This window comes from Leptolyngbya sp. Cla-17 (assembly GCF_016807185.1).
GTDB lineage: Bacteria > Cyanobacteriota > Cyanobacteriia > Leptolyngbyales > Leptolyngbyaceae > ULC077BIN1.
On sequence record NZ_JAEVYN010000002.1, the window covers coordinates 2,371,995 to 2,394,563 of the forward strand.

19 protein-coding genes are annotated in these 22,569 nt (G+C 49.8%); 15 read left to right on the forward strand and 4 right to left on the reverse strand.

What is annotated here, in order from left to right; genetic code table 11:
• Positions 1 to 146: 146 nt before the first annotated feature.
• Positions 147 to 1,244 (reverse strand): NAD(P)/FAD-dependent oxidoreductase, encoded by a 1,098-nt coding sequence (locus JOY44_RS21740; RefSeq protein WP_171575577.1) that lies wholly within the window; start codon positions 1,242 to 1,244, stop codon positions 147 to 149.
• Between the two features lie 183 nt (positions 1,245 to 1,427).
• On the opposite strand from JOY44_RS21740, the gene JOY44_RS21745 reads away from it, so the two are divergent.
• Positions 1,428 to 2,257, forward strand: a protein-coding gene (locus JOY44_RS21745) for an IS5 family transposase (RefSeq protein ID WP_415881121.1) whose coding sequence is annotated in 2 segments (ribosomal slippage) — positions 1,428 to 1,818 and positions 1,818 to 2,257 — 831 coding nt in all. Because the reading frame shifts where the segments join, the coding sequence is not laid out codon by codon here.
• A gap of 19 nt (positions 2,258 to 2,276) precedes the next feature.
• Here JOY44_RS21745 and JOY44_RS21750 read toward each other — a convergent pair.
• Positions 2,277 to 3,632, reverse strand: coding sequence for an MFS transporter (locus JOY44_RS21750; protein WP_197985650.1), 1,356 nt, complete (start codon positions 3,630 to 3,632; stop codon positions 2,277 to 2,279).
• Positions 3,633 to 3,664: 32 nt separating this feature from the next.
• Entirely contained in the window at positions 3,665 to 4,684 is a 1,020-nt protein-coding gene (locus tag JOY44_RS21755) for a zinc-dependent alcohol dehydrogenase family protein (RefSeq protein WP_171575578.1), read from the reverse strand.
• Between the two features lie 144 nt (positions 4,685 to 4,828).
• Here JOY44_RS21755 and JOY44_RS21760 point away from each other — a divergent pair, with 144 nt between their 5' ends.
• The 14 genes from JOY44_RS21760 (at position 4,829) to JOY44_RS21825 (ending at position 20,982) form a co-directional block, all read left to right on the forward strand.
• The gene (locus JOY44_RS21760) at positions 4,829 to 5,209 is read left to right on the forward strand and encodes a winged helix-turn-helix transcriptional regulator (protein WP_171575579.1); all 381 of its coding nucleotides are present in this window, start codon (positions 4,829 to 4,831) and stop codon (positions 5,207 to 5,209) included.
• A 9-nt stretch (positions 5,210 to 5,218) separates the two neighbouring features.
• Positions 5,219 to 6,127 carry a glycine betaine ABC transporter substrate-binding protein gene (locus tag JOY44_RS21765; RefSeq protein ID WP_171575580.1) on the forward strand — a complete coding sequence of 303 codons (909 nt, stop codon included), beginning with the start codon at positions 5,219 to 5,221 and terminating at the stop codon, positions 6,125 to 6,127.
• Between the two features lie 188 nt (positions 6,128 to 6,315).
• Entirely contained in the window at positions 6,316 to 6,777 is a 462-nt protein-coding gene (locus JOY44_RS21770) for a hypothetical protein (RefSeq protein WP_171575581.1), read from the forward strand.
• A 398-nt stretch (positions 6,778 to 7,175) separates the two neighbouring features.
• On the forward strand, positions 7,176 to 9,104 hold the full coding sequence (locus JOY44_RS21775) for a glycoside hydrolase family 2 protein (RefSeq protein ID WP_197985651.1): 1,929 nt from the start codon (positions 7,176 to 7,178) through the stop codon (positions 9,102 to 9,104).
• Positions 9,016 to 10,116, forward strand: coding sequence for a galactose-1-phosphate uridylyltransferase (gene galT, locus JOY44_RS21780; RefSeq protein WP_171575583.1), 1,101 nt, complete (start codon positions 9,016 to 9,018; stop codon positions 10,114 to 10,116). The genes JOY44_RS21775 and galT overlap by 89 nt, the downstream gene beginning before the upstream one ends.
• 370 nt (positions 10,117 to 10,486) lie before the next feature.
• On the forward strand, positions 10,487 to 10,963 hold the full coding sequence (locus tag JOY44_RS21785) for a DUF2243 domain-containing protein (RefSeq protein WP_171575584.1): 477 nt from the start codon (positions 10,487 to 10,489) through the stop codon (positions 10,961 to 10,963).
• Positions 10,960 to 12,066: a M24 family metallopeptidase gene (locus JOY44_RS21790; protein ID WP_171575585.1), complete on the forward strand. Its 1,107-nt coding sequence runs from the start codon at positions 10,960 to 10,962 to the stop codon at positions 12,064 to 12,066. The genes JOY44_RS21785 and JOY44_RS21790 overlap by 4 nt, the downstream gene beginning before the upstream one ends.
• Positions 12,063 to 13,124 carry a galactokinase gene (gene galK / locus JOY44_RS21795; RefSeq protein ID WP_197985652.1) on the forward strand — a complete coding sequence of 354 codons (1,062 nt, stop codon included), beginning with the start codon at positions 12,063 to 12,065 and terminating at the stop codon, positions 13,122 to 13,124. Before JOY44_RS21790 ends, galK begins: the two co-directional genes overlap by 4 nt.
• A 23-nt stretch (positions 13,125 to 13,147) precedes the next feature.
• Positions 13,148 to 13,810 (forward strand): HAD family hydrolase, encoded by a 663-nt coding sequence (locus JOY44_RS21800; protein WP_171575586.1) that lies wholly within the window; start codon positions 13,148 to 13,150, stop codon positions 13,808 to 13,810.
• 223 nt (positions 13,811 to 14,033) lie between these two features.
• The gene (locus tag JOY44_RS21805; RefSeq protein WP_171575587.1) at positions 14,034 to 14,840 is read left to right on the forward strand and encodes a phytanoyl-CoA dioxygenase family protein; all 807 of its coding nucleotides are present in this window, start codon (positions 14,034 to 14,036) and stop codon (positions 14,838 to 14,840) included.
• Entirely contained in the window at positions 14,840 to 15,826 is a 987-nt protein-coding gene (locus JOY44_RS21810) for a glycoside hydrolase family 43 protein (protein ID WP_171575588.1), read from the forward strand. Before JOY44_RS21805 ends, JOY44_RS21810 begins: the two co-directional genes overlap by 1 nt.
• A 232-nt stretch (positions 15,827 to 16,058) precedes the next feature.
• Positions 16,059 to 17,417: a glycosyltransferase family 1 protein gene (locus JOY44_RS21815; protein ID WP_171576188.1), complete on the forward strand. Its 1,359-nt coding sequence runs from the start codon at positions 16,059 to 16,061 to the stop codon at positions 17,415 to 17,417.
• 23 nt (positions 17,418 to 17,440) lie between these two features.
• A complete protein-coding gene (gene glf / locus JOY44_RS21820; protein ID WP_171575589.1) occupies positions 17,441 to 18,697 on the forward strand; it encodes a UDP-galactopyranose mutase in 1,257 nt (418 codons plus the stop codon).
• A gap of 56 nt (positions 18,698 to 18,753) precedes the next feature.
• The gene (locus JOY44_RS21825) at positions 18,754 to 20,982 is read left to right on the forward strand and encodes a family 1 glycosylhydrolase (protein WP_171575590.1); all 2,229 of its coding nucleotides are present in this window, start codon (positions 18,754 to 18,756) and stop codon (positions 20,980 to 20,982) included.
• A 66-nt stretch (positions 20,983 to 21,048) separates the two neighbouring features.
• Here the strand turns inward: JOY44_RS21825 and JOY44_RS21830 are convergent, their stop codons facing one another.
• Complete coding sequence (locus JOY44_RS21830; protein WP_171575591.1) at positions 21,049 to 22,371, reverse strand: leucine-rich repeat-containing protein kinase family protein; 1,323 nt, start codon at positions 22,369 to 22,371, stop codon at positions 21,049 to 21,051.
• Between the last annotated feature and the right edge of the window lie 198 nt (positions 22,372 to 22,569).

Below are 22,569 nucleotides of genomic sequence, written 5' to 3' on the forward strand. Positions count from 1 at the left end.
TCGCTATCCTCCAAGCCCCTCTACCTTAGAATATGCCAACTTAGAATATGCCAAGTTTTTGAGGAGGGTGGAGTGCGGAGGAGAGGGTGCGGAGTTCGGATAAATAGCAGCCTACGCTCACTCTACTCATTCACTTAGCCACTCATCTAGATCGCTTGCCAAAATCGAGGGGTGGCAGATGGGCGATCGCCCATCTGCTGGTTGAGATACTCTGCTGCTGCCTGTCCAGACGATAGGGCACTTTCTACCCGTATCCCGCCACACCAGTCGCCTGCACAAACCAAGGGCGCTGTTGTTTTAGCCGACCAATAGCGATCGCTCAAAGGACTGACCGTAAAAGAGTAACGCCAGCGATGCACCTGCATCCATTCCGGCGTTGCCACCCAGGGAACCAGCAATTCCGCAGCAGATTGCAGGAGTTTTTGGCCAACCGCAGATAGATCAGCAACCTCTAAAAACTGGTTGGCAAACGCAGCCGTACTTTGTACGACAAACACTGGCTGGGAAGAAGTGCGCCGCTTGCTGCTGTCTAGCCCAATCCAGCCTAAATCTGGATGTTGAACCGCGATCGCCTTCACATCGGCATACTCGGTCTGCCACGCCTTTAAACAATCCTCTGGATAACCTGCCATCACGGCAATACAGGGATCGAACTCCACCGATCGCAGTTGTTGAATCAATTCACTGGAAACAATAGCTGCTTCTAGCGGTGCCAACAAAGTGACGGCTTGAGGCGCAGGAATGGCGACCAGCACTGCCCTCGCTAATAAGGTGGATGTGGGTACTGCGGCATCTGGTTGAGCATTTTCCATAGTTAAACTCCAGGTCTGGTCAGCCGTTAGTTCCAATCCAATCACTCGCTGACTCAATCGAATATCAAGTCCCGTTGCTAAATATTTAGCGATCACGCTCATGCCGTCGGGTGCCACGTAACGAGGAACGCGATCAGATATAGCTTGCAGAGTGCGATCGCTATTCAGCGTATGGATCGTATCCGTCCAGACCTGTACTACGTCTTTTTCCACCAAATGGGTAATCAACTCGCCAAACAATTCTCCTTTGGGCGAGAGATAGCAGGTGCCATGATCGGCACGAGCATCAGGTAGACGACGAGTTGCCAACCGTCCACCTACTCCACGAGATTTTTCTAGCACCGCTACCCGGTAGCCTGCCTGCTGTAACTGTTGAGCGCAGGTCAATCCGGCAATGCCTGCTCCAACGATCGCAATATCAACAGCTTCCAACCTGCGTTACTCCTAAAATCCAATGCCTTTTAACTCTACACCGACCTTCTATCAGGCTCTGTAGCCCATTGACCATTTCATCCAAGGTTACTGCCCAATCGGTAACTCTGATAGATCAATCACCTTAGACCTCTTGCGTGAATGTATGTAAGCAGCTAGAACTAGGTCAAGGAGGAGGATATTATGACCTACGAGCAACTTAGCCAACTTAAACCCGGAGCTTTCAAACGTCGATGTGGGGTTCACCTTGAAACGTTTGAGCAGATGGTAGCAATATTGCGTCCCGATCTTGACCGCAGGGGAAAACGGGGTGGACAGTGCAAATTAAGCGTGGAAGACCAATTGTTGGTCGTACTTGAATACTGGCGAGAATACCGGACACAGTTTCATATCGCCACCACGTGGGGGATGAGCGAGTCAGCCGTATGTCGATTGATTCAAAAGGTGGAAGGATTATTGACCAATTCAGACCAGTTTCGGCTACCCGGCAAAAAGCAACTCTACCAGAATGCCAGTACTTGGAGTGTAGTGGCAGTGGATGTGACTGAAAGCCCCATTGAGCGTCCCCAAAAAAACAGCGAGGCTACTACAGCGGCAAGAAAAAGCGGCATACCCTAAAAGCTCAAGTGGTAGTCAATCAAGCGACTGGACAGATTATCTGCACAGCCTTTGGCAAAGGGCGAGTCCATGACTTTCGCTTGTTCAAGCTCCATCGCCTGCCGATGCTGCCGGAGCAGTTGTGTTTAGCGGACAGAGGCTATCAGGGTATGGCAAAGCTACATCCCTGTAGTTGCACTCCAACCAAAAAGCCCCGTAAAGGCAAATTGAGCAAAGCTGAGCGGCAGCACAACCGCACTCTAGCCCGATTGCGAGTAGTCGCTGAGCATGTGAATCGCAAGCTCAAGATTTTTCGGATTCTCGCTGAACGCTATCGAAATCGACGCAAGCGTTTCGGGTTGCGCTTCAACCTGATTGCGGCGATCATCAACTGTGAACTTTCGCTCTCTTCTTGATTCACGCAAGAGTTCTCTTCTACTCCTCACTTCGCACTTCACTTGCTGCACTCATTCTTTGAGTTTCAAACAGGCGCAATACGAGTAGCCCCACGCTGGTGCTGGCGGCGACGACTAGCCAAAAATTGTGGGCAACGTTGGCAGGCTGATCCATTGCCCAACCGCCGACCAATGGACCGACAAAATAGCCGAGCGCCCAACACTGAGAACTCACCGCCACATAGGCACCCCGCAGCGATTCTGGCGCGAGTTCTGAAACAATCGCAGCGGCAAACGGTTTATAAGTGACAGAGGCGATCGCCATGACGCAGAGCACCGCCACGCCTGACCAATATTGATAGATCGCAAACGTGCCCGTGAGCCACAGCAAGCAAAACCCAAGGCTGGAAAGCAGCATGGCAATCATCAACACGCGAATGCGGGAGACAGCCGTGAAAGCCTGGGCGATCGGCAGTTGTGCCACGGCCCCCACGCCGATGTAGCACCAGGTATAGAGGCTGGCTGTATCTGCCAGGGATGCGGTTGGAGTCGATCCGATTGCCGGGATAAAATTAGTAAAATAAAGCGGCACTGTGCTGGTCACCAGCGCCACATAGGTGGTAAACAGCACGTTTGCCAGAATAAACGTGAGCAAGGTCTTATCCTGCAACGCAACCAAAAATCCTTGGGTTGGAGTGTGCGGTTCAGTTGTTGTCAGTCGGGTTTCGGCGATCGCTGTTTGCACCATGACCAGAAACGCTAGAAAAATCAGCCCACAGCCCAGAAACAGTAGCTCATGGCGCTGATGGGCGATCGTCAGCAGCACTCCTCCGCCTAAAACGCCCATACCCACGCCCACATTTTCCGCCACGCTCATAATGGCAAACGCCTGATGGCGGGATTCCGGCAGCGTCACATCCATCACTGCCGCATCTGCTGCCGTCCAGTAAAAGCCTACGCTTAGCCCCAACAGCAAGCTTGCCGCAATCAGCATCGGTAAGGTTTGGGTGACTGCCAGCACCAAAGACACTAAAACTCCCAGACCTGCGGAAAGAGATAGCGTAGTTTTACGCCCAAATCGAGGAGAATCGGCTAGCGCCCCGCCCAAGAGATGTCCGGCAATTCCAGCCAAGGAGCTAAGACCCATGCTTAACCCAACAGAGGTTGCCGATAGCCCCACCTGATTGACAAACACCAGGGGGATGTAGAAGTAAATTAAGCCGGAAGCAACCTGGCACAGCGATCGCCCTGCTGCTTGAATCCAAATTTGCCGATTATCAAGCTGGAGTGCGGCTAGAAAAGATGGTGATGCCGTCGGTGGAGTGTTTTCTAAGGACATGAAGTATGCGGTGCGATCGCACCGACTATTAAAGAAGCAAATCTCAAGACCAGGCAATCAATTCAGCTTAACGCAGGCGTTGATTTGCATTACTGAGCGATTTGGATCACGACTTTACCAAAGTGGGAGCCTCTTACAAGGTAAAAAAAGGCAGCTTTTGCGGCATGAAAGGGAAATAGGCGATCGATCACAGGGTGTAGTTTCGCGTGGGCGATCGCCCGATTCATATCCTCAAAAATATCCCGTGAGCCAACATAAATTCCCTGGACTTGCACCTGTTTGTGCAGGATCGATGCCGTACTAATATCTCCCGCCAACCCCGTCAACACGCCAATTAGCTCAATCTTGCCGCCATAGCGCACCGATCGCAGCGACTGGGCAAACGTGCCCGCGCCGCCTACTTCCACCACATGATCAACCCCTCGTTCTTGAGTCAGCTTCCACACCTGCTTTTCCCAATCCGGTGTGGTGACGTAGTTAATCCCGTCATCGGCTCCTAACTGCTTGGCGCGCGCCAGTTTCTCATCGCTGCTGCTGGTGATGATCACCCGTGCGCCCATGAGCTTGGCAAACTGAAGCGCAAATATCGATACGCCACCCGTCCCCAGCAACAGCACGGTGTCTCCCGCTTTCAGTTGTCCCTTGGTGACCAAGGCATTCCAGGCAGTGACGGCGGCACAGGGCAAGGTAGCGGCTTCTTCGTAGGACAGATGATTGGGAATTTTGACCACCCCTGCTTGATCAAAAACCTTGTATTCTGCCAGCACCCCCTCGATCGCGCCACCCAAAGCAGACTGGGCTTTTTCCGCAGTCAACTCACCTGCAATGAACTGCTGCATGAAGATGCCGGCAACGCGATCACCCACCTGCACCCGCGTCACGCCCTCGCCGACAGCAACCACCTCACCCGCTCCATCAGACAATGGCGCGATCGGCTCAGTTTGTTTCGCTCCATAGGTTGCCTTCGCCACTAGCAAATCGCGATAGTTCAGTGAAGCGGCGTGCATTTTCACTAACACCTGATTGGCGTTTGGCGTTGGGTCGGGACGCTCCACCATCGTCAATGCATTTAATCCCAGTTGGCCAGTCTGAAATTCGTAAGCTTTCATCAACATTTGCCTCAAATTACGTTACCTGTTGATTCTGGATGCTAGGTTTGAAGTTGCCAAGTATGTACATTTTTGTTAGATACTATTCAATCTGTAGCGTACTTACAAAAAGTATCCTGTTAAAGTCCACGCTGCCCCAAAACAATGGCTAAACGATATTCTGACAGTCGCTATGGTTGCGCCGTGGAAGCCACACTAGACGTGATTGGTGGACGCTGGAAGGGAGTGATTTTATTTCATCTACTGGCAGGCACCAAACGCTTCAATGAACTGCATCGCCAGATTGAAGGCTGCACTCAACGAATGCTGACGCTGCAACTGCGGGAGTTAGAGCAAGATGGCGTGGTCAATCGCAAGGTTTATGCCGAAGTGCCGCCCAAAGTGGAATACTCATTAACAGAGTTTGGTCGCAGCTTGGAACCGATTTTGCTGTTGATGCGGGAGTGGGGCGAACAGTACACTGCTCAATTGGCGCAGCAGCAAACCCAGGACGCGCCATCTGTCACCCTTGCAAATCCTCTTTGAGAAAGCCTTGTGAAGCGATACCCTGTTATTTTTTTGATGATGTTGGTCGTGCTGCTGTGGGCGATCGCAGCCTGTCAGCCCAACCTCAGCAATAGCGGCGGTGGCGATATTATCGTTGCCTCCAAAGATTTCACCGAGCAAGATGTGTTGGGTGAACTGTTGGCGCAGCAGATTGAAAATAAGGCAGGGCTAAAGATCGATCGCAAACCTCGCCTGGGTGGTTCTTATGTGTGTCATCAGGCGATCGTCAACGGCAAAATTGATGCCTATGTGGAATACACCGGCACCGCTGCCACCGTTAGCAAACTATTTGAGAATCAGCCGATTCCCTCGGAACCCAAAGCGCTGTTTCAGCAGCTAAAAGATGGCTATGCCCAGAAGTTCAACCTGACGGTCATGCCTGGTCTCGGCTTTGAAAACACCTTCGCCATCATCATTCGCGGTGACGATGCCAAACGGGACGACATTCAAACCCTGTCCCAAGCGGCACAGTTCACCCCGCAATGGCGCGGCGGCTTTGGCTACGAATTTTCTGAGCGGCAGGATGGTCTCGCAGGCTTATCCAAAACCTACAACTTTCAGTTTGCTAAACCGCCGCAAATTATGGATCTGGGGCTAATCTATCGGGCACTCATCCAAAAACAAGTAGACCTCGTGGCAGGCAACTCCACCGATGGACAAATTGCGCGGCTAGGCTTGGTGGTGCTGCAAGACGACAAACGCTACTTTCCACCCTACGAAGCCGTTCCGATTGTGCGCGAAGCCACCCTACAGAAATATCCCAAACTCCGAACTGCCCTAGAAGAACTCAGCGGACTCGTCACCGCCGCCGAAATGCAGCGGATGAACTACGAAGTGGAAGGCGAATTCCGCGACGTGAAACAAGTCGTCAAAGAGTTTTTGGTATCCAAACAATGACGCAGTTTTGAGGGCGATTGAGGAGGGCGATCGTGAACAACAGTTAGAAATTCACCAATTTTTACAAATTGTCTAGAAGCTTTCAGTTCAATGAAAACTAGACTTCAAACAATAAATAGGGGAAGAGAGTCTGATTGTAAATATTTGGGCACCTTTATGATAGTCAGTATTGATAGTTGGAGATAGTCATGACTAGCCATGAGGAAGAATTGAGACAACAAGAAATATCAGTTACTCATATTCTTGAACATTACAAAAATCATTGTGAATTCTCAGGCTATTCCGTAGTAGAAGATAGTGAATTCTCTATTTTTTGTAACCATCAAAGAAAAGATCCATTTGCATTGATTCTTTTAAATTACGGTGCTGGTGTGATGGCTCGAATCTTTTATAGTTTTCCAGAAAAATCAATTAGTGATCCGATGTCACTATATTCCTACGCAAATGAACTAAACAATATCTTAATTTTTATGAAAGTATGTGTTCGTGGAGTTGAAGACGGCAAGCCTTTCCTCCTCATAAACTCCGTACTTGAAGGTGAATATAGCCGCAAAAACTTCGCCATCTTTTTGGACAACATTGATCAGGATATGAATAAGTTGCACTCATATCCTAAAACTCGTGACATATGGTGTACTCAAGATGAGTGAAATTTATAAATTTACAAGACATCGCCCCAGGTTATTGATAACTGCGAGCGCGGGTTGAAAATGCGATCGCATTCAGATTATTGATGAGGGCGATCGCGGGTTAAAACTATACAGCAGGGCACCCATAAGGTGTGCTTTCCAGTGGCAGCGATTTTTGTCAGCGTTTCTACTTTTCCCTCTCTATTCCCACATCTTCCTTTTTGAGGGGTTGCACAAGGGACTTCATTGAAACGGGCGATCGCCTTAAATGCAAATATTAAATTTGGTCGGTAGGCTTAAACAACTGCGAAAATAGAGCTAGTAAGGTTGCGTGAAAGGGCATCCTGTAAACAAGCAGTTTGGTTTAAGTGCCCATGAAGTTATTCGGCAAATGCCTTGAAGACCAGTACCCATGCGATTTGACACCCTCAAATCGATCGCAATCGGATTTGGCGTACCCTCGCCCCCAGCTACGACGCTCTCAGTGGACTTCCTTAAATGGCATTTGGAAGTTTACCTACGACGATGAAGGAAAGTATACGCGACCCAGTGATGTTTCGGGCTGGAGTCAGTCTATCGAAGTTCCCTTCGCACCCGAATCTATCCGGAGTGGTATTCACGATACAGGGTTCCATCCAAACTGCTGGTATGAGCGATCGTTTGAGATAGACGCTAAGGATCAGCGCGTCTTGCTGCATTTTGGAGCGGTTGATTATCGGACGCGCGTTTGGGTCAATGGGCAGTTCATGCTCGACCACGAAGGCGGGCATACTCCCTTTTCAATGGACATCACCACTGTTCTTAATCCAGACGGGCAGCAGACCATTACCGTCTGGGCAGAAGATGACCCGCACGATCTGGCGAAACCCAGAGGCAAGCAAGACTGGCAGCGAGAGCCGCATAGCATTTGGTATCCCCGTACCAGCGGCATCTGGCAAACGGTTTGGCTAGAGCAAGTGCCCCAATCCTACATTGATCGCATCAAATGGACTCCTCACTTTGAGCGCTGGGAAATTGGTTTTGAGGGGAGTGTTGCGGGCCAGTATCAAGACGAGATGCAGTTGAAGGTGCGGCTGACGGTGGGCAATCAACTGCTGGTTGACGACACCTACACGGTGCTAAACGGTGAAATTAATCGTCGCATTGCCTTGTCTGATCCAGGGATTGACGATTATCGGAACGAGTTGCTGTGGAGTCCTGAAAAGCCCACCTTGATTGATGCGGAGATTCAACTCTGGTGTCACGGACAGTTGGTGGATGAGGTGAGATCCTACACTGCGATGCGGACGGTCAGTATTCAGCGCGATCGCTTTATGCTCAACGGTCAGCCCTACTATCTGCGACTGGTTCTAGATCAGGGCTACTGGGAAGACACGCTGATGACGGCTCCCTCAGATGATGCCCTACGGCGTGACGTGGAACTGGCGAAGCAAATGGGCTTCAATGGCGTACGCAAACACCAGAAAATTGAAGATCCCCGCTTTCTCTATTGGGCAGATGTCTTAGGACTAATGGTTTGGGAAGAGATGCCGAGTGCCTACCGCTTTACACCAAAGACTGTGGATCGCATCATCAAAGAATGGACAGAAGTGATTAAGCGGGATGCTAGTCATCCATGCGTTGTTGTTTGGGTGCCGTTCAATGAATCTTGGGGAGTGCCAGATTTGACCGCCACTCCAGCGCACCAGCACTGCGTTCAGGCGCTTTATCACCTGACCAAAACGCTTGATCCCACCCGTCCTGTGATTGGCAACGATGGTTGGGAAAGTACTGCCACCGATATTTTGGCAATTCACGATTATGATACGAAGCCCCAACGCATGGCAAAGCGTTACGGACCCGAAGTAAAACTCTCGGATTTGTTTGATCGCCAGCGTCCCGGTGGTCGTGTGCTGACGCTGGATGGCTATCCTCATCAGGGACAGCCGATCATGCTAACGGAGTTTGGCGGCATTGCCTACACCAAACCAGAAGAAAACGCGCATACTTGGGGCTACGCGCGATCGCACAATGTTTCAGAGTTACAACTGGAATACACTGCACTGTTACAAACGGTGAACAAGGTGGAAATGTTCAGTGGCTTCTGTTACACCCAGTTGACCGATACGTTTCAAGAAGCAAACGGTCTACTGTATATTGATCGCACCCCTAAGTTTCCGATTGAAGCGATCGCATCTGCCACTTTAGGTAGGGGCAATGTCGAGGATGAAAAGACTATGCTTTCAGAATCAATGAAAGTAGCGTGGCCGCAACCCGAAGATGTATTCTCAGACGCTCTTGAAACCCGACGGTCGCAGGCTTACCCTATACAGCCGACGCCCCATTGCGGCGGAAATTACTGCGACTAGTCCCAGTAATGAGCCGATACAAGCACACCCTCACCTACGCTGGCAGCCGCTGCGGGGTGAGTGGGTTGCTTATGCCAGTCACCGACAGGGGCGGACCTTTATGCCACCTCCAGAATATAATCCGCTGGCTCCCACCAAAGATCCTCAGTTTCCAACGGAATTACCAGAGGGAAACTATGACATCGCCGTGTTTGACAATCGCTTTGCGTCGCTGATTCCCACCGCAACCGAAGCTCCCCAAGAGATTGTCGATACCTTGCCAGCCAACGGAGCCTGTGAGGTGGTCGTGTTTACACAAGACCCGCAGGCTTCCTTGAGTTCGCTTCCCCTTGATCACTTAGAGTTGCTGTTTCAAGTTTGGGGCGATCGCACTCGCGCTATCAGTCAACATCCTCAAATCCAGTACATTTTGCCGTTTGAGAATAAGGGTGTTGAGGTCGGTGTAACGCTGCATCATCCCCACGGGCAAATCTACGCCTATCCTTTTGTCCCACCTGTGCCGGAACGCATGGGAGCCTGTCAGCTTGACTATTACCAACAGCATCAACGGGGTTTGCTACAGGATCTAATCCAAAAAGAGATTGAAGATAAGCAGCGAATTTTGTACCAGGATGAGTGGGCGATCGCCTTTGTTCCCGTCTGTGCTCGCTATCCCTACGAAGTCTGGATTGCACCGATTCAACCAGTAGCGACCTTTTTAGATTTGACCCCAAACCAGCGATCGAGTCTTGCCAAAGCGCTCAAAACCGTAACGCTGAAGTATGACGGCTTGTGGAAGCGTCCATTTCCCTATCTGATGGCGTGGTTTCAGGCTCCAGTCAACGGCGAACCGCATCCCGAATGGCATCTCCACGCTGAGTTCTACCCGCCCTACCGCACGAGTGACCGCATCAAATATTTGGCAGGCACCGAACTGGCAGCCGGAATGTTTGCAAATGATGCGTTACCTGAAGAAAAGGCAAAAGAATTGCAGGCCGTCACCGTTGATTTAGAACAGGCTTTATCCGTTTAAAGGGGCGATCGAAAAACGGATCGTTTTAATTTTGGATGGACTTGGAACCGTTATTGGTCTAGTTGCTACGACTCGCAGATAGTTTGCTCAGAATAAGCCCTACGAATGACGTTGAATTATCAAAAGAGTTCTGTAATGAATGAACCACTAGAAATTGGAGGCAACCACATGAGTAGCGGTCATGCTAGCCACAAAGGTACTGGAGTTAAATAAAGTCATGATAGTGGGCAGCTTGATTCTGCTGCCACGACTCCAGTCTCTAATCCAGAAGACTTATTGGCAGAAGGCGAAGGCTATCCATTTAATGCCCAGGGAACAGAGATTAATTCTGCGGCAACAGAACGTCCTTCAGAACTTGCAACCGATAAAGATGAGTAACTACCGTCCCCTAATTATTGCTGGGCTGATTTTAGACATAGGACAGGGCGGTTTCTTTGATGGCATTGTGTTTCACCAACTGTTGCAGTGGCATCACATGTTTTCTAGCATTGAAACCGATCGCACGATCGCTGGAATGGAACTCAACACTGTTGGCGATGGGCTGTTTCACCTGTTTGACTTGTTGCTTACCCTGACTGGCATTTTTTTACTTTGGCAGGCGGGGCGGCAAGCAGAAAACTCCTGGTCAGGTCAGGTATTTGCAGGCGCATTACTGATGGGGGCAGGCTTGTTTAATGTGGTTGAAGGAATCATCGATCACCATATTTTGGGTATTCATCACCTCAAGCTTGGTGCCCATCAACTATTGTGGGATCTGGGGTTTCTCGGATCTGTAGGTTTACTGCTGGCGATCGGACTGTTTTTGATTCAGGCAGGCAAGATGGAAAAAGGTCAGTTAACGCAATGAATTGCTTAGAAGAGATTGCTATCAAGCTGAAATTTATTCGGCAGGTTCTAGAGGAAACTGAGGCCGCAGGGGTTCGCTTACGCGGCACTGATTGGTTTGCATGGGCAACGGCGGGTGGTTCTAACACGGTGTTGCTGGCAGCAGAAACCGGAGTGGCTGAAGTGTTGATTACAGCCGCCGATGCGTGGACACTCACTGATGAAATTGAGGCACAGCGTTTAATAGACGAACAGCTTCCCAATCAAACTACTTCAGATTCCTATCAACTCTTGATTAACCCGTGGGCAGACGGTTCTAAACGAGAATCCTTTGTTCGGGATGCAACTAGCGGCGGAACGGTTTTGAGCGATCGCCCGACCCGCCATGAATTCCCGCTACCACAATCACTCATTCATCAGCGTCGAGTTTTGCTGCCCAGCGAACTAGAACGCTACCGCCAAGTGGGACGACTTGCTAGCGAAGCCATGACCGATGTGCTGACTCAAGCACAACCCAACTGGACGGAGTATCAGCTTGCCGGAGCAGGCGCAGAGGCACTATGGACAAGGGGACTGCATCCCGCATTGACCTTAGTCGCAGGCGATCGCCGTCTACCGCTCTACCGTCATCCGCTACCCACGGGCGAGGAGATTGGGCGACAGGCAATGCTGGTGTTTTGCGCTCGTGGATCTGGGTTGATTGTGAGTCTGACCCGCTTCGCGTGCTTTGGGAATTTGTCGGAGCAAGATAGAACACTGCACTCAGCGATCGCTGAAATTGAAGCTGTTGCCTTGAATCACTCGCAGATCAACACGCCGCTGAGCCAGGTGTATGACGCTTTAGCCACCGCGTATGAGCAACACGGTTTTCCCAATGCCATTCGAGAGCATCATCAGGGTGGCACGGCAGGGTACGGAGCGCGAGAAATTGTAGCAACACCGGAAACCCGCGATCGCCTGGAGGCAAACATGGTACTTGCTTGGAATCCCAGCATTCCAGGAGCAAAGATCGAAGATACCTTTGTGCTGAATTCGGATAACAGCCTGGAAAATTTGAGTTTTGATCCCCAGTTTCCTCATATTGAAATTGCAGGACGGCAGCGACCGATTCCCTTGGAGCGATGATGGATTTTCAACAGATTTTCAATGCTGCCCCTGAAGTCGAAGCCAGTGCGCCTGGACGAGTCAATTTGTTGGGCGAACACACCGACTACAACGATGGCTTTGTGTTGCCCACTGCTATTCCGCAACACACGATCGTTTCCATTGGGTACAGTCCTAATGATCATCATCATTTTTATTCTGCTGAATTAGAAGAATTGCTTGACGTTAATCCAACCGAACCAACTGCACAGGGCTTTGCCAGCTATATCGATGGTTGTATTCGAGTCTTGGAAGCAGCAGGATATACCGTTCCACCCATTAATATATTTGTCACCTCTTCCGTATCGATCGGTTCTGGACTATCCAGTAGCGCGGCACTCGAAGTAGCGACTTTGCGAGGACTGCGATCGCTGCTTAACCTCGATTTAACGGATGTAAAGATCGCTCAATTCGGACAGCAGGCAGAGATTCAATACGCTGGCGTAAACTGTGGCATTCTCGATCAAATGGCGTGTAGCCTTGCCGATACGGAACATATGCTGTTTCTGGATACTCGCACCCTCGATCGCCAAATTCTACCGTTTCCCGCCGGGGCAGGGATAGTTGTGATTGATAGTGGCGTGGCGCGATCGCTTGCTAGCAGCGGCTACAATCAGCGACGGGCAGAGTGCGAAGCGGCAGCGCGGCAGTTGGGCATAAAGGCACTGCGCGATGTGAGTGATCCGCAACTTGCAGAACAATTACCTGATCCAATTCGTAGACGCGCCCGTCATGTCATTACTGAGAATAACCGCGTATTACAAGCAGCAGTAGGCATTTCAGCCCAAGAATTTGGTGAGTTGATGAATGCGTCTCACGCCAGCCTGCGGGATGACTACGAAGTGTCTGTACCCGCTTTAGATGCGCTAGTCGATATTTTGCAAAACACCCCCGATGTATTTGGCGCACGCTTAACCGGCGCTGGTTTTGGGGGGGCGTGTGTGGCGTTAGTGACTGCGGGAGAGGAGAACGCGATCGCCCAAACTGCTCTCGAACAGTACAACCGCGTTGGATATGACGGACAGATTTTGGTTAGTTAATCATCAATAGTGGAGAAATCAACATGGCGCTATCAGGAGTAATTTTGGATGTAGACGGCACGTTGGTATTGAGCAATGATGCCCATGCTCAGGCTTGGGTGGAAGCCTTTACCGCCTACGATTACGACATCAAGTTTGAGCAGATCCGTCCTTTGATTGGGATGGGCGGCGATCAAGTGATCCCGCGATTGGTGCCGGAATTAAATGGCAAAGATGGCACGGGCAAGCAAGTCTCGGATCATCGCAAAGAGTTGATTTTGACTAAGTTTGGTTCACACCTTTCCCCTCCTAAAGGAGCGAGAGACTTAGTACAAAAAATGCAAACTGAAGGATTAAATTTGATTATTGCCAGTTCTGCCACCGAGCAGGAAATGGACGTTTTGCTCAAGGCAGCACGGGTTGATGATCTGTTGCATCAGATCACCACATCCAACGATGCCAAAGAATCGAAACCGGAACCCGATATTGTGGAAGCGGCACTCAACAAAGCTGATCTCGCTGCTGATCGCACGGTGATGCTGGGAGATACGCCCTACGATGTTGAGGCAGCAGCTAAAGCAGGGGTTAGCGTGATTGCCTTCCGCACAGGCGGCTTCAGCGACGAGCAATTGTCGGGCGCGATCGCCATCTACGACGATCCGGCTGACCTATTAGCACAGTACGATCGCTCTCCTCTAGCAGCTTGACCGACAAATTTCTCCCTCAGTTCGTCAGTTTGAGGAGTCCAGTCCTCCGCGACCTAATCGATAAATTTGAGATCGAGAGAAATTGAGTTTTTTGAAGAATTGCTGGAACTAGCGCAATTCTACCTCTACCTCTGGGGACAATAGAAGTCGTATAGAAGGCTACATTTTGCTCTTTGGAGAGGCAGAATGAGCCCAACCTTCCAGAGCAATAATGGGCAGCACCATGATTCAAAGTATCAAGACTGTAAGCTTTAGTCCCACCGATTTAGATCAGTTGGCAGCAGATCTGAACCGGGACGGCATTTGTGTGATTCGTGGTTTGTTCGATCGCACGGTGATAGAAGCCTGGGCCGTTGCCTTTGATGCCTTATTTCAAGAGCGACAACAGCGACCCGGCGGAGTGGCTCCTAGAGGCACTGCTCGCGGCTATGTCACATTGCCCTGGGTTGCTCCCTTTGCCGATCCCGCAGTGTTTGCGAACCCAACGATTTTGGGCGTGCTCGATCGCGTCTTCTACCAGGAATACAAGCTAGTTCAGTTAGCCGCAGATATTCCCATGCAGGGATCTGAGTATCAGGAGATTCATCGCGATTTTCGACCCCTGTTCTCCGATCAAATCGTGACCCCACTGTATGCGTTAGCCGTTAACTTTCCATTGGTGGAAGTGACCGCAGAAAACGGTCCGTTCGAGATGGCACGAGGAACCCATGTGATGTCGCGAGACGAGGGGTTAGCCAAAATTCAGGCAGGTGAGATTTCGATGGAACAATTTTACATGCAGCCCGGTGATGTCATGATTCGATCGCCCCTAGCATTACATCGAGGCACACCTAACCACACGCCCCAACCCCGACCCATGGTCGTCCTGGGTTACATCATGCACTGGCTCTATACCCATAAGGTAGATTTAACCCTGCCGCAAGCTTATTACAATGATTTGCCGCCACACCTTCAGCAGTTACTCCGGTGTCAAACTGTAGACCAATTGCCTAAGCACGCAACGGAAACCTACGTGAATTTTAAGTATTGATGACAGCGTTAACCTATACCAATCCGGTTTATCCAGAGTACTTTGCCGATCCGTTTGTTTGGCAGCATCAAGGTGTTTACTATGCGATTGGTACTGGACCCGCAGAAGCCGCAGGGCAAGTGAATGGGGGTGAGCAACAGCGCGTTTTCCCCCTGCTTCAGTCTGATAATTTAATTAATTGGCAGCCTGCTGGAAACGCTTTGCAGCGTCCTGATTCTGCCCTGGGAGATAATTTTTGGGCACCAGAAGTTGCCTACTATGAGGGGATTTTTTATCTCTATTACTCGGTTGGGCAGGGAGATAAAAACCATCAGTTACGAGTTGCCAGCAGTTCTGATCCGTTAGGACCGTATCAGGATGTGGGTGAGCCTCTCGTTGATCCAAAAACCTGCTCATTTGCGATCGATCCTAGTCCGTTTCAAGATGATGACGGGCAATGGTATCTCTTCTATGCTCAAGATTTTCTGGATACCGAAGAAGGGGTTCGAGCCGGAACAGCGCTAGTCGTCGATCGCCTGCTGACGATGACGACCCTAGCCAGGGAACCCAAAGTGGTTTTACGAGCGCGACACGATTGGCAGCGTTTTTTGTCCGATCGCTCCATGTATGGTGGCGTCTATGACTGGCATACGCTGGAAGGTCCCTGTGTCCGCAAGCATGATAATCGCTACTACTGCTTCTACAGCGGTGGACGTTGGGAAACCGAAAGTTATGGCGTTGATTATGGCGTTGCTGATCGGGTATTAGGACCCTACTCTGATGACGGCAACGAAGCAGGTCCACGGGTGCTGCGATCGGTGCTGGGCAATGTTTTAGGTCCGGGGCACAACTCGATCGCCACCAGTCCAAACGGTCAAGCAGACTATGTGGTTTATCATGCTTGGGATAACCAGATGCAAGCCCGACGGATGTGCATTGACTTACTCATTTGGACGGTGGAAGGTCCTCGCTGTCAGGGTCCAACATGGACACCACAGATTATTTAAGTATTCATTCACGCAGAAAGAAGAATACAACTCATTGTTTAATTCATTACTTCAACTATTAATATGAGAATCATCTTTCGATGGAATAAAAACTGCTCTTCGGGTAGATAGACGATTTTAATTAGACTGCTATTCTCTGTTGATAGCGCTTGTTAACGCGCTATCAGTTTCTGCTATTAGATAAATTTAATTATTTGGTTAAATCAATCACATATGGAGTTATGACATGTTTATGAATCATGCTTCAGATAATTCTTCTAGTGAAAGAAGTACGGGTAATCCAAAGTTGCTAAATGATTCCTCCCAACTCGAACAAGCCAGTGCTGCGCTAGATTTGCGCTGGTCTAAAACTACGTTGGAACGGGTCACTTCTGAATTAGCCGATCTCGTTTGTTTCTCTCATTTGCGTTGGGATTTTGTGTATCAACGTCCGCAACATTTGCTCAGTCGCTGCGCTCAAACTCGGAGAGTTTTCTTTGTTGAAGAACCGATCGCCAGCCCGGACGAAACTTGCTGGTTAGACATCGACCAACGTGAGTGTGGAGTTTGGGTTGTGGTGCCTCATCTTCCCAATAGCCTAGATGAAGAACAGGCGATCGCGCTGCAAAAACTGCTGCTTAACCAGCTATTAGTTGAGGCTCAGATTCAGTCTCCTATTCTCTGGTATTACACTCCCATGGCGGTGCCCTTCACGCATCATATAAAAGCGGCAGCCGTTATCTATGATTGTATGGATGAACTGTCTGCCTTCAAAGGCGCACATCCGGAATTGCAGGCGCGAGAAGCCTATTTATTCAAATTGGCTGATTTAGTATTTACAGGCGGACGCAGCCTTTATGAAGCCAAACAGCATCAACATTCCAGTATTTATGCGTTTCCCAGCAGTATTGATGCTGCTCACTTTGCCTACGCAAGAAGTTTGGTCGAGGAACCCGCTGATCAAGCGGAAATCCCCCATCCCCGTTTAGGATTCTATGGCGTGGTTGACGAACGTATGGATCTCGCCTTGCTGGACGGCATTGCTCAAGCAAGACCCGATTGGCATTTGGTGATTATCGGACCCGTCGTGAAAATTGATCCGGCAACATTGCCAAGCCATCCTAATGTTCATTATTTAGGCGGCAAATCCTATCAGGAATTGCCAACCTATTTGGCGGGCTGGGATGTGGCATTGTTACCCTTTGCCCGCAATGAATCAACTCGTTTTATTAGCCCTACGAAAACACCCGAATATCTAGCAGCAGGCAAACCTGTTGTTTCTACCTCGATTCGAGATGTGGTGCGTCCTTATGGGGAAGAGAAGTTGGTACACATTGCGGATACCGTCCCCGAATTTGTAGCGGCGATCGCCCAAGCATTGGATCCAAACCAAACAAATTCAGAGTGGTTGAGTCGGGTGGATGCGTTTCTATCGCAAATCTCTTGGGATCTGACGTGGCAAACGATGAACGATTTGATTGAAACTGCGATCGCCAACAAACCGCAAAAGACGCAGGACAGCATTCAGCCGAAAGCTGCTGTAGGTAATCGTTTAACGTTGGCTAAGCAACCTGTTCCCATTACTGCCAACGTTGAGAAATCGGCACGTTAAATCATTTACCCCTGGAGTAGCTCATGTTCGACTATTTAATTGTTGGTGCTGGTTTTGCTGGCAGCATTCTGGCAGAGCGTTTGGCAAGCCAAAGCAACAAAAAAATCTTAATTGTAGATACTCGTAATCACATTGGTGGCAATGCCTACGATCACTACAACGAAGCAGGGATTTTGGTGCATAAATATGGACCGCATATCTTTCACACCAACTCGCGGGATGTGTTTGAATACTTGTCTCGCTTTACCGAGTGGCGGCGTTATGAGCATCGTGTGCTTGCCAGTGTGGATGGGCAATTGGTGCCAATGCCGATCAATTTGGATACGATTAACAAGCTATATGGTTTAAATCTAACTGCCTTTGAACTGACTGAATTCTTTGCATCGGTTGCTGAACCCAAAGATCAGATCCGCACCTCTGAAGATGTCGTAGTCAGCAAAGTCGGGCGCGAACTCTATGAAAAGTTCTTTCGTAACTACACTATCAAACAGTGGGGCATTGATCCTTCAGACTTAGATAAATCTGTGACGGCTCGCGTTCCAACTCGCACTAATCGAGACGATCGCTATTTTACAGACACTTATCAAGCAATGCCGCTCCACGGTTACACGCGCATGTTTGAGAAGTTGTTGGCTCATCCCAACATTAAAGTCATGCTCAACACCGATTACCGCGAGATTCAAGACATCATTCCTTATAAGGAGATGATTTACACCGGTCCGGTTGATGGCTTCTTTGACTACCGCTATGGCAAATTGCCCTATCGATCACTTGAGTTCAAGCACGAAACCCTAAACGAACGAGTGCATCAGCCGCAGGCCGTGGTCAATTATCCAAATGAGCACCTCTATACGCGCGTTACAGAATTTAAATACTTAACTGGGCAAGACCATACAAAGACTAGCTTGGTCTATGAGTATCCGAAAGCGGAAGGCGATCCTTACTACCCCGTGCCACGCCCTGAAAATGCTGAACTGTACAAGCAATACAAGGCGCTAGCAGATGCTACACCCGGTGTTCACTTTGTGGGACGGCTTGCCACTTATAAGTACTACAACATGGATCAGGTAGTAGCGCAGGCATTAACGCTCTATGCTCAACTGGGCGAACGTTCAAGCTGGCATCCTGAAAAAGAGAGTTTACCAATGAAAAAAGCGATCGCCGCTGATTCTATGGTTAATCCTGCTTTCACTGCCTCTGCTAGCAAATCCTCAAACCTCCCGGTTTCAGCCTCTGCGGGGAAATCAGAGAGCAAAAATGGTAAGTTTTCATCAACCTGAAACACTGCCAGTTGCAGCCAATATCCTGAAAATTTTTAATTCAGCAAGGTGGGAGCGTGAGAAATTCAGGCCAGGTTTCATCTCATTTAGAAGTGTGGGGTGGAATCGAATGTACTGTGAATCGAGTTGGCGATCGCTATCTCGATCAGCTAGAACTCAATGGTCATGCAACTCGCATTGAAGACCTTGATCGGTTTGCGGCATTAGGGATACAAGCGATTCGATATCCGATTTTATGGGAACGGGTTGCTCCAGATGGGCTGGAACAGGCAGATTGGTCATGGGCAGATGAGCGATTAGCTTATTTGAATCAACTTGGCGTTCGCCCAATTGTGGGTTTAGTGCATCACGGCAGTGGACCGCGCGATACGAGCTTAGTTGATGCTGCCTTTCCAGAAAAGTTAGCGACCTATGCCCATGCAGTTGCTCAACGGTATCCCTGGATTAACCAATATACCCCTGTGAATGAACCGTTGACCACAGCCCGATTTAGCGGGTTGTACGGTCATTGGTATCCCCATGCGTGCGATGACTTGATGTTTATGCGGGCGTTGATAAACCAGTGTCGGGCGACAGTGCTGGCGATGCAGGCAATTCGGCAGATCAATCCTCACGCTCAACTGGTGCAAACGGAAGACTCCGGTAAAATCTTCAGTACCCCGTTGTTGTCCTATCAAGCAGAGTTTGAAAACAATCGCGCCTGGCTTTCTTTAGATTTGCTCTGCGGTCGCGTCAATGCGTCTCATCCTCTGTGGCATTATCTGCTGTACACGGGCATTCAAGCAGACGAATTACTGTGGTTTCAAGACCATCCCTGCATACCCGATATCATTGGAATTAATCGCTATGCCTGTAGCGATCGCTTCCTGGATGAACGGCTCGATCGCTATCCCCTCCACACCCATGGCAGCAATGGCAAACACCAGTATGCCGATGTAGAAGCAGTAGTGGTCTGTGCTGAAGGAATTTACGATCACTTCACGCTGCTCAAGGAGGTTTGGGAGCGTTACCAGAAACCCATCGCCATCACTGAAGCCCATTTGGGTTGTACTCGTGAGGAACAGTTGCGCTGGCTGAAGGAAATCTGGCAGACCGCACAAGCTCTACGGCAGGAAGATATAGACATTCGAGCGGTGACGGTTTGGTCGCTTTTGGGAACCTATGACTGGAACAGTCTAGTCACTCGCGCCGACGGGTTTTATGAGCCAGGGGTGTTTGATGTCCGGTCTCCCTTGCCGCGATCGACCGCGATCGCCACCATGATACAAGCCATTGCCGAAGGGCGAGACTATCACCATCCGCTTTTGAATCTGCCAGGGTGGTGGCAGCGATCGCAACGACTCCACTATCCCCCCGTGAGCTTTATCAAGGAACTGGGAAAATGGGCAGATACGACGTTTGTTTCTACGCCAGAGATGAAACAGGTTGCTGTCACAAATGGGTCTTCTACTCCGCCCCTGCTGATCGCTGGAGTCACTGGCACGTTGGGGCAAGCCTTTGCTCGGATCTGTGAAGTGCGCGGGATTCCGTATTACGCTCTCTCCCGCCAGGATATGGACATTACCAATTCTGTCGCGGTGGGGGAGGTGTTGGACGAGCTAAAACCCTGGGCAGTGGTGAATGCAGCAGGCTATGTGCGGGTAGATGACGCGGAACGAGAACCTCACCTCTGCCATCGCATTAATGCAGAGGGAGCCGCAATTCTGGCTGATGCTTGCGCTCAACGGCACATTGGACTGATCACCTTTTCCTCCGATCTGGTGTTCAATGGCGATGGCCGTCAGCCTTACCTCGAAGGCGATTCGGTTGCACCCTTAAACGTCTATGGTCATAGCAAAGTGCAGGCGGAGCGATGGGTTTTACAGTATCATCCCCGTTCCTTAGTCATTCGCACCAGCGCCTTTTTTGGTCCCTGGGATGAATACAACTTCCTGACGATCGCTCTCCGCACTCTCACGGCAGGACAGCCTTTTATGGCCGCCGAAGATGTGATCGTGTCGCCTACTTATGTTCCAGATCTGGTCAATACCAGTCTTGATTTGCTGATTGATGGCGAATGTGGCTTGTGGCATTTGACCAATCCTGGCGCAACCTCTTGGGCAGAGTTAGCCCGTTCAACAGCTCAGCGTGCTGGGTTAGATGCCTCATTCATTCAATCCTGTTCTACTACAGCTCTCGGATTGGAAGCGACTCGCCCTGCTTACAGCGTTTTGGGGAGTGAACGCGGCATCTTGCTACCAACCTTAGATCAGGCGATCGCTCGATATGTGCTGGAATGCAATTAAAGGCGTTGCTGAGTTAAATCAATGGTTGCCAAATTAATCAGTTGAAAACCTGGTTAAGCAAATCGCTCAGGAAATGGTTGCTAGGACATCGCAGATTTTGGTAAACGGGGGACGCATTGATGGATTAGGATTCATACACTCTTGCTGTAAACAGCGCAAGCAATCTAGAAGTTCTGTTTGAGCACTGAGGTTGTCCAGGGCACAGCGGTCTAACAAATCCTCCAAAAAACATCCAAACGCTCTCACTTCTAACCATTCCAGCGATCGAGAAATGGACGGAACGCTTGACGGGTAGAAAGAGGCGGCTCCAAAATCTCCCAGCAAGCTTTCTCCCGTGGAGTTGATCAAAACGTTGTGGGCATATAGGTCACCGTGCAAGATGCCTTTGGCATGAAGGTGAGCGGCGGCGGCAGCAATTCCTTTGGTAATCTGAACGATGACTGGCAGTGGAAAAGTGGTACCGGGGAGGTAAGTGTCTCTGGTGCAGGTATCCAAACTGGGAGGGTTACCGAGGGTTTTGTAAGTGGGTGGAACGAAGGCAAACACTAATCCGGCTTTCTGTTCTGGATGATGACTCACTTTGCCCAGCATTTGAACTAGATTCGGATGAGTTCCAGCCGCCATGCACGATCGCATCTCATCCATCGGCAGTCCATCACTGGTGACAGTCCCTTTAAACACTTTGATTGCAACATCTACTATTTGGGTCGGTCCGGCAGCCCAAATCCCTTTGAAGATAACGCCAGAAGCTCCTTCTCCTAGTACATTCTCGATCGTCAGGGTAGTCCAATCAATCTCTACTAGTGATGAGGGCGAGGATGCAGTGGTGTCGCAAAAAGGGTTTCCAGCGTATGCCAACCAAGACAGGCGCGGCAGCGTGAACAGCCAGAGTGGTAACGTTGTCAGTCGGTTTGCCGACAGACGGATCAACTCTAAGTTCTGGCACGCCGCCATTTCCTCTGGCAGCGATCGCAACTGATTTCCAGCGAGCATCAGCTTTTGCAATTGACTCAAACGCCCCAGGGATGCAGGCACTTGCTCAATTCGATTATCGGTAAGGATGAGCCAGCGAATCGAGGATGGCAACGAATGGTCTGCGAACGTTGTAATCTGGTTTGCCTTAAAGCCAACTATGGCAAGATTAGGGCATTGGGATAAGACGGCTGGCAATTCTTCAAACTGGTTGTTGCTGAAGAACGCAATTCTAAGTTTCTGTAAGCAACCAAACTCATCCGGCAAGGACTTGAGGTGATTATTGGTGAGGTCCAAGATTTCCAACGAATCGGCGAGTTCTAAAATTTCTAAGGGAAATTGCGACAGTCCAGCCGCCAAATCCAGTCTTTTGGTCCCCTGCAATTGTCCAGACTGTAGGGCATCCAGTGTTTCCATAGAGTGACTCACTATTCGGCATAAAGGTGCAAAGCTGCATTTTAGTGCCATGCAACGTTTGGAAAATTACTGTGAAGGGATTTTAGAAAAATTTTATATCAGCATCACAGGCGCTCAGCTTCTCGGTATAGATGTCGTAGGGTTGACCGAGTGTTGCAGCGCAAACAGATGTTCATATTTCGCTCTCAATATTTTGTA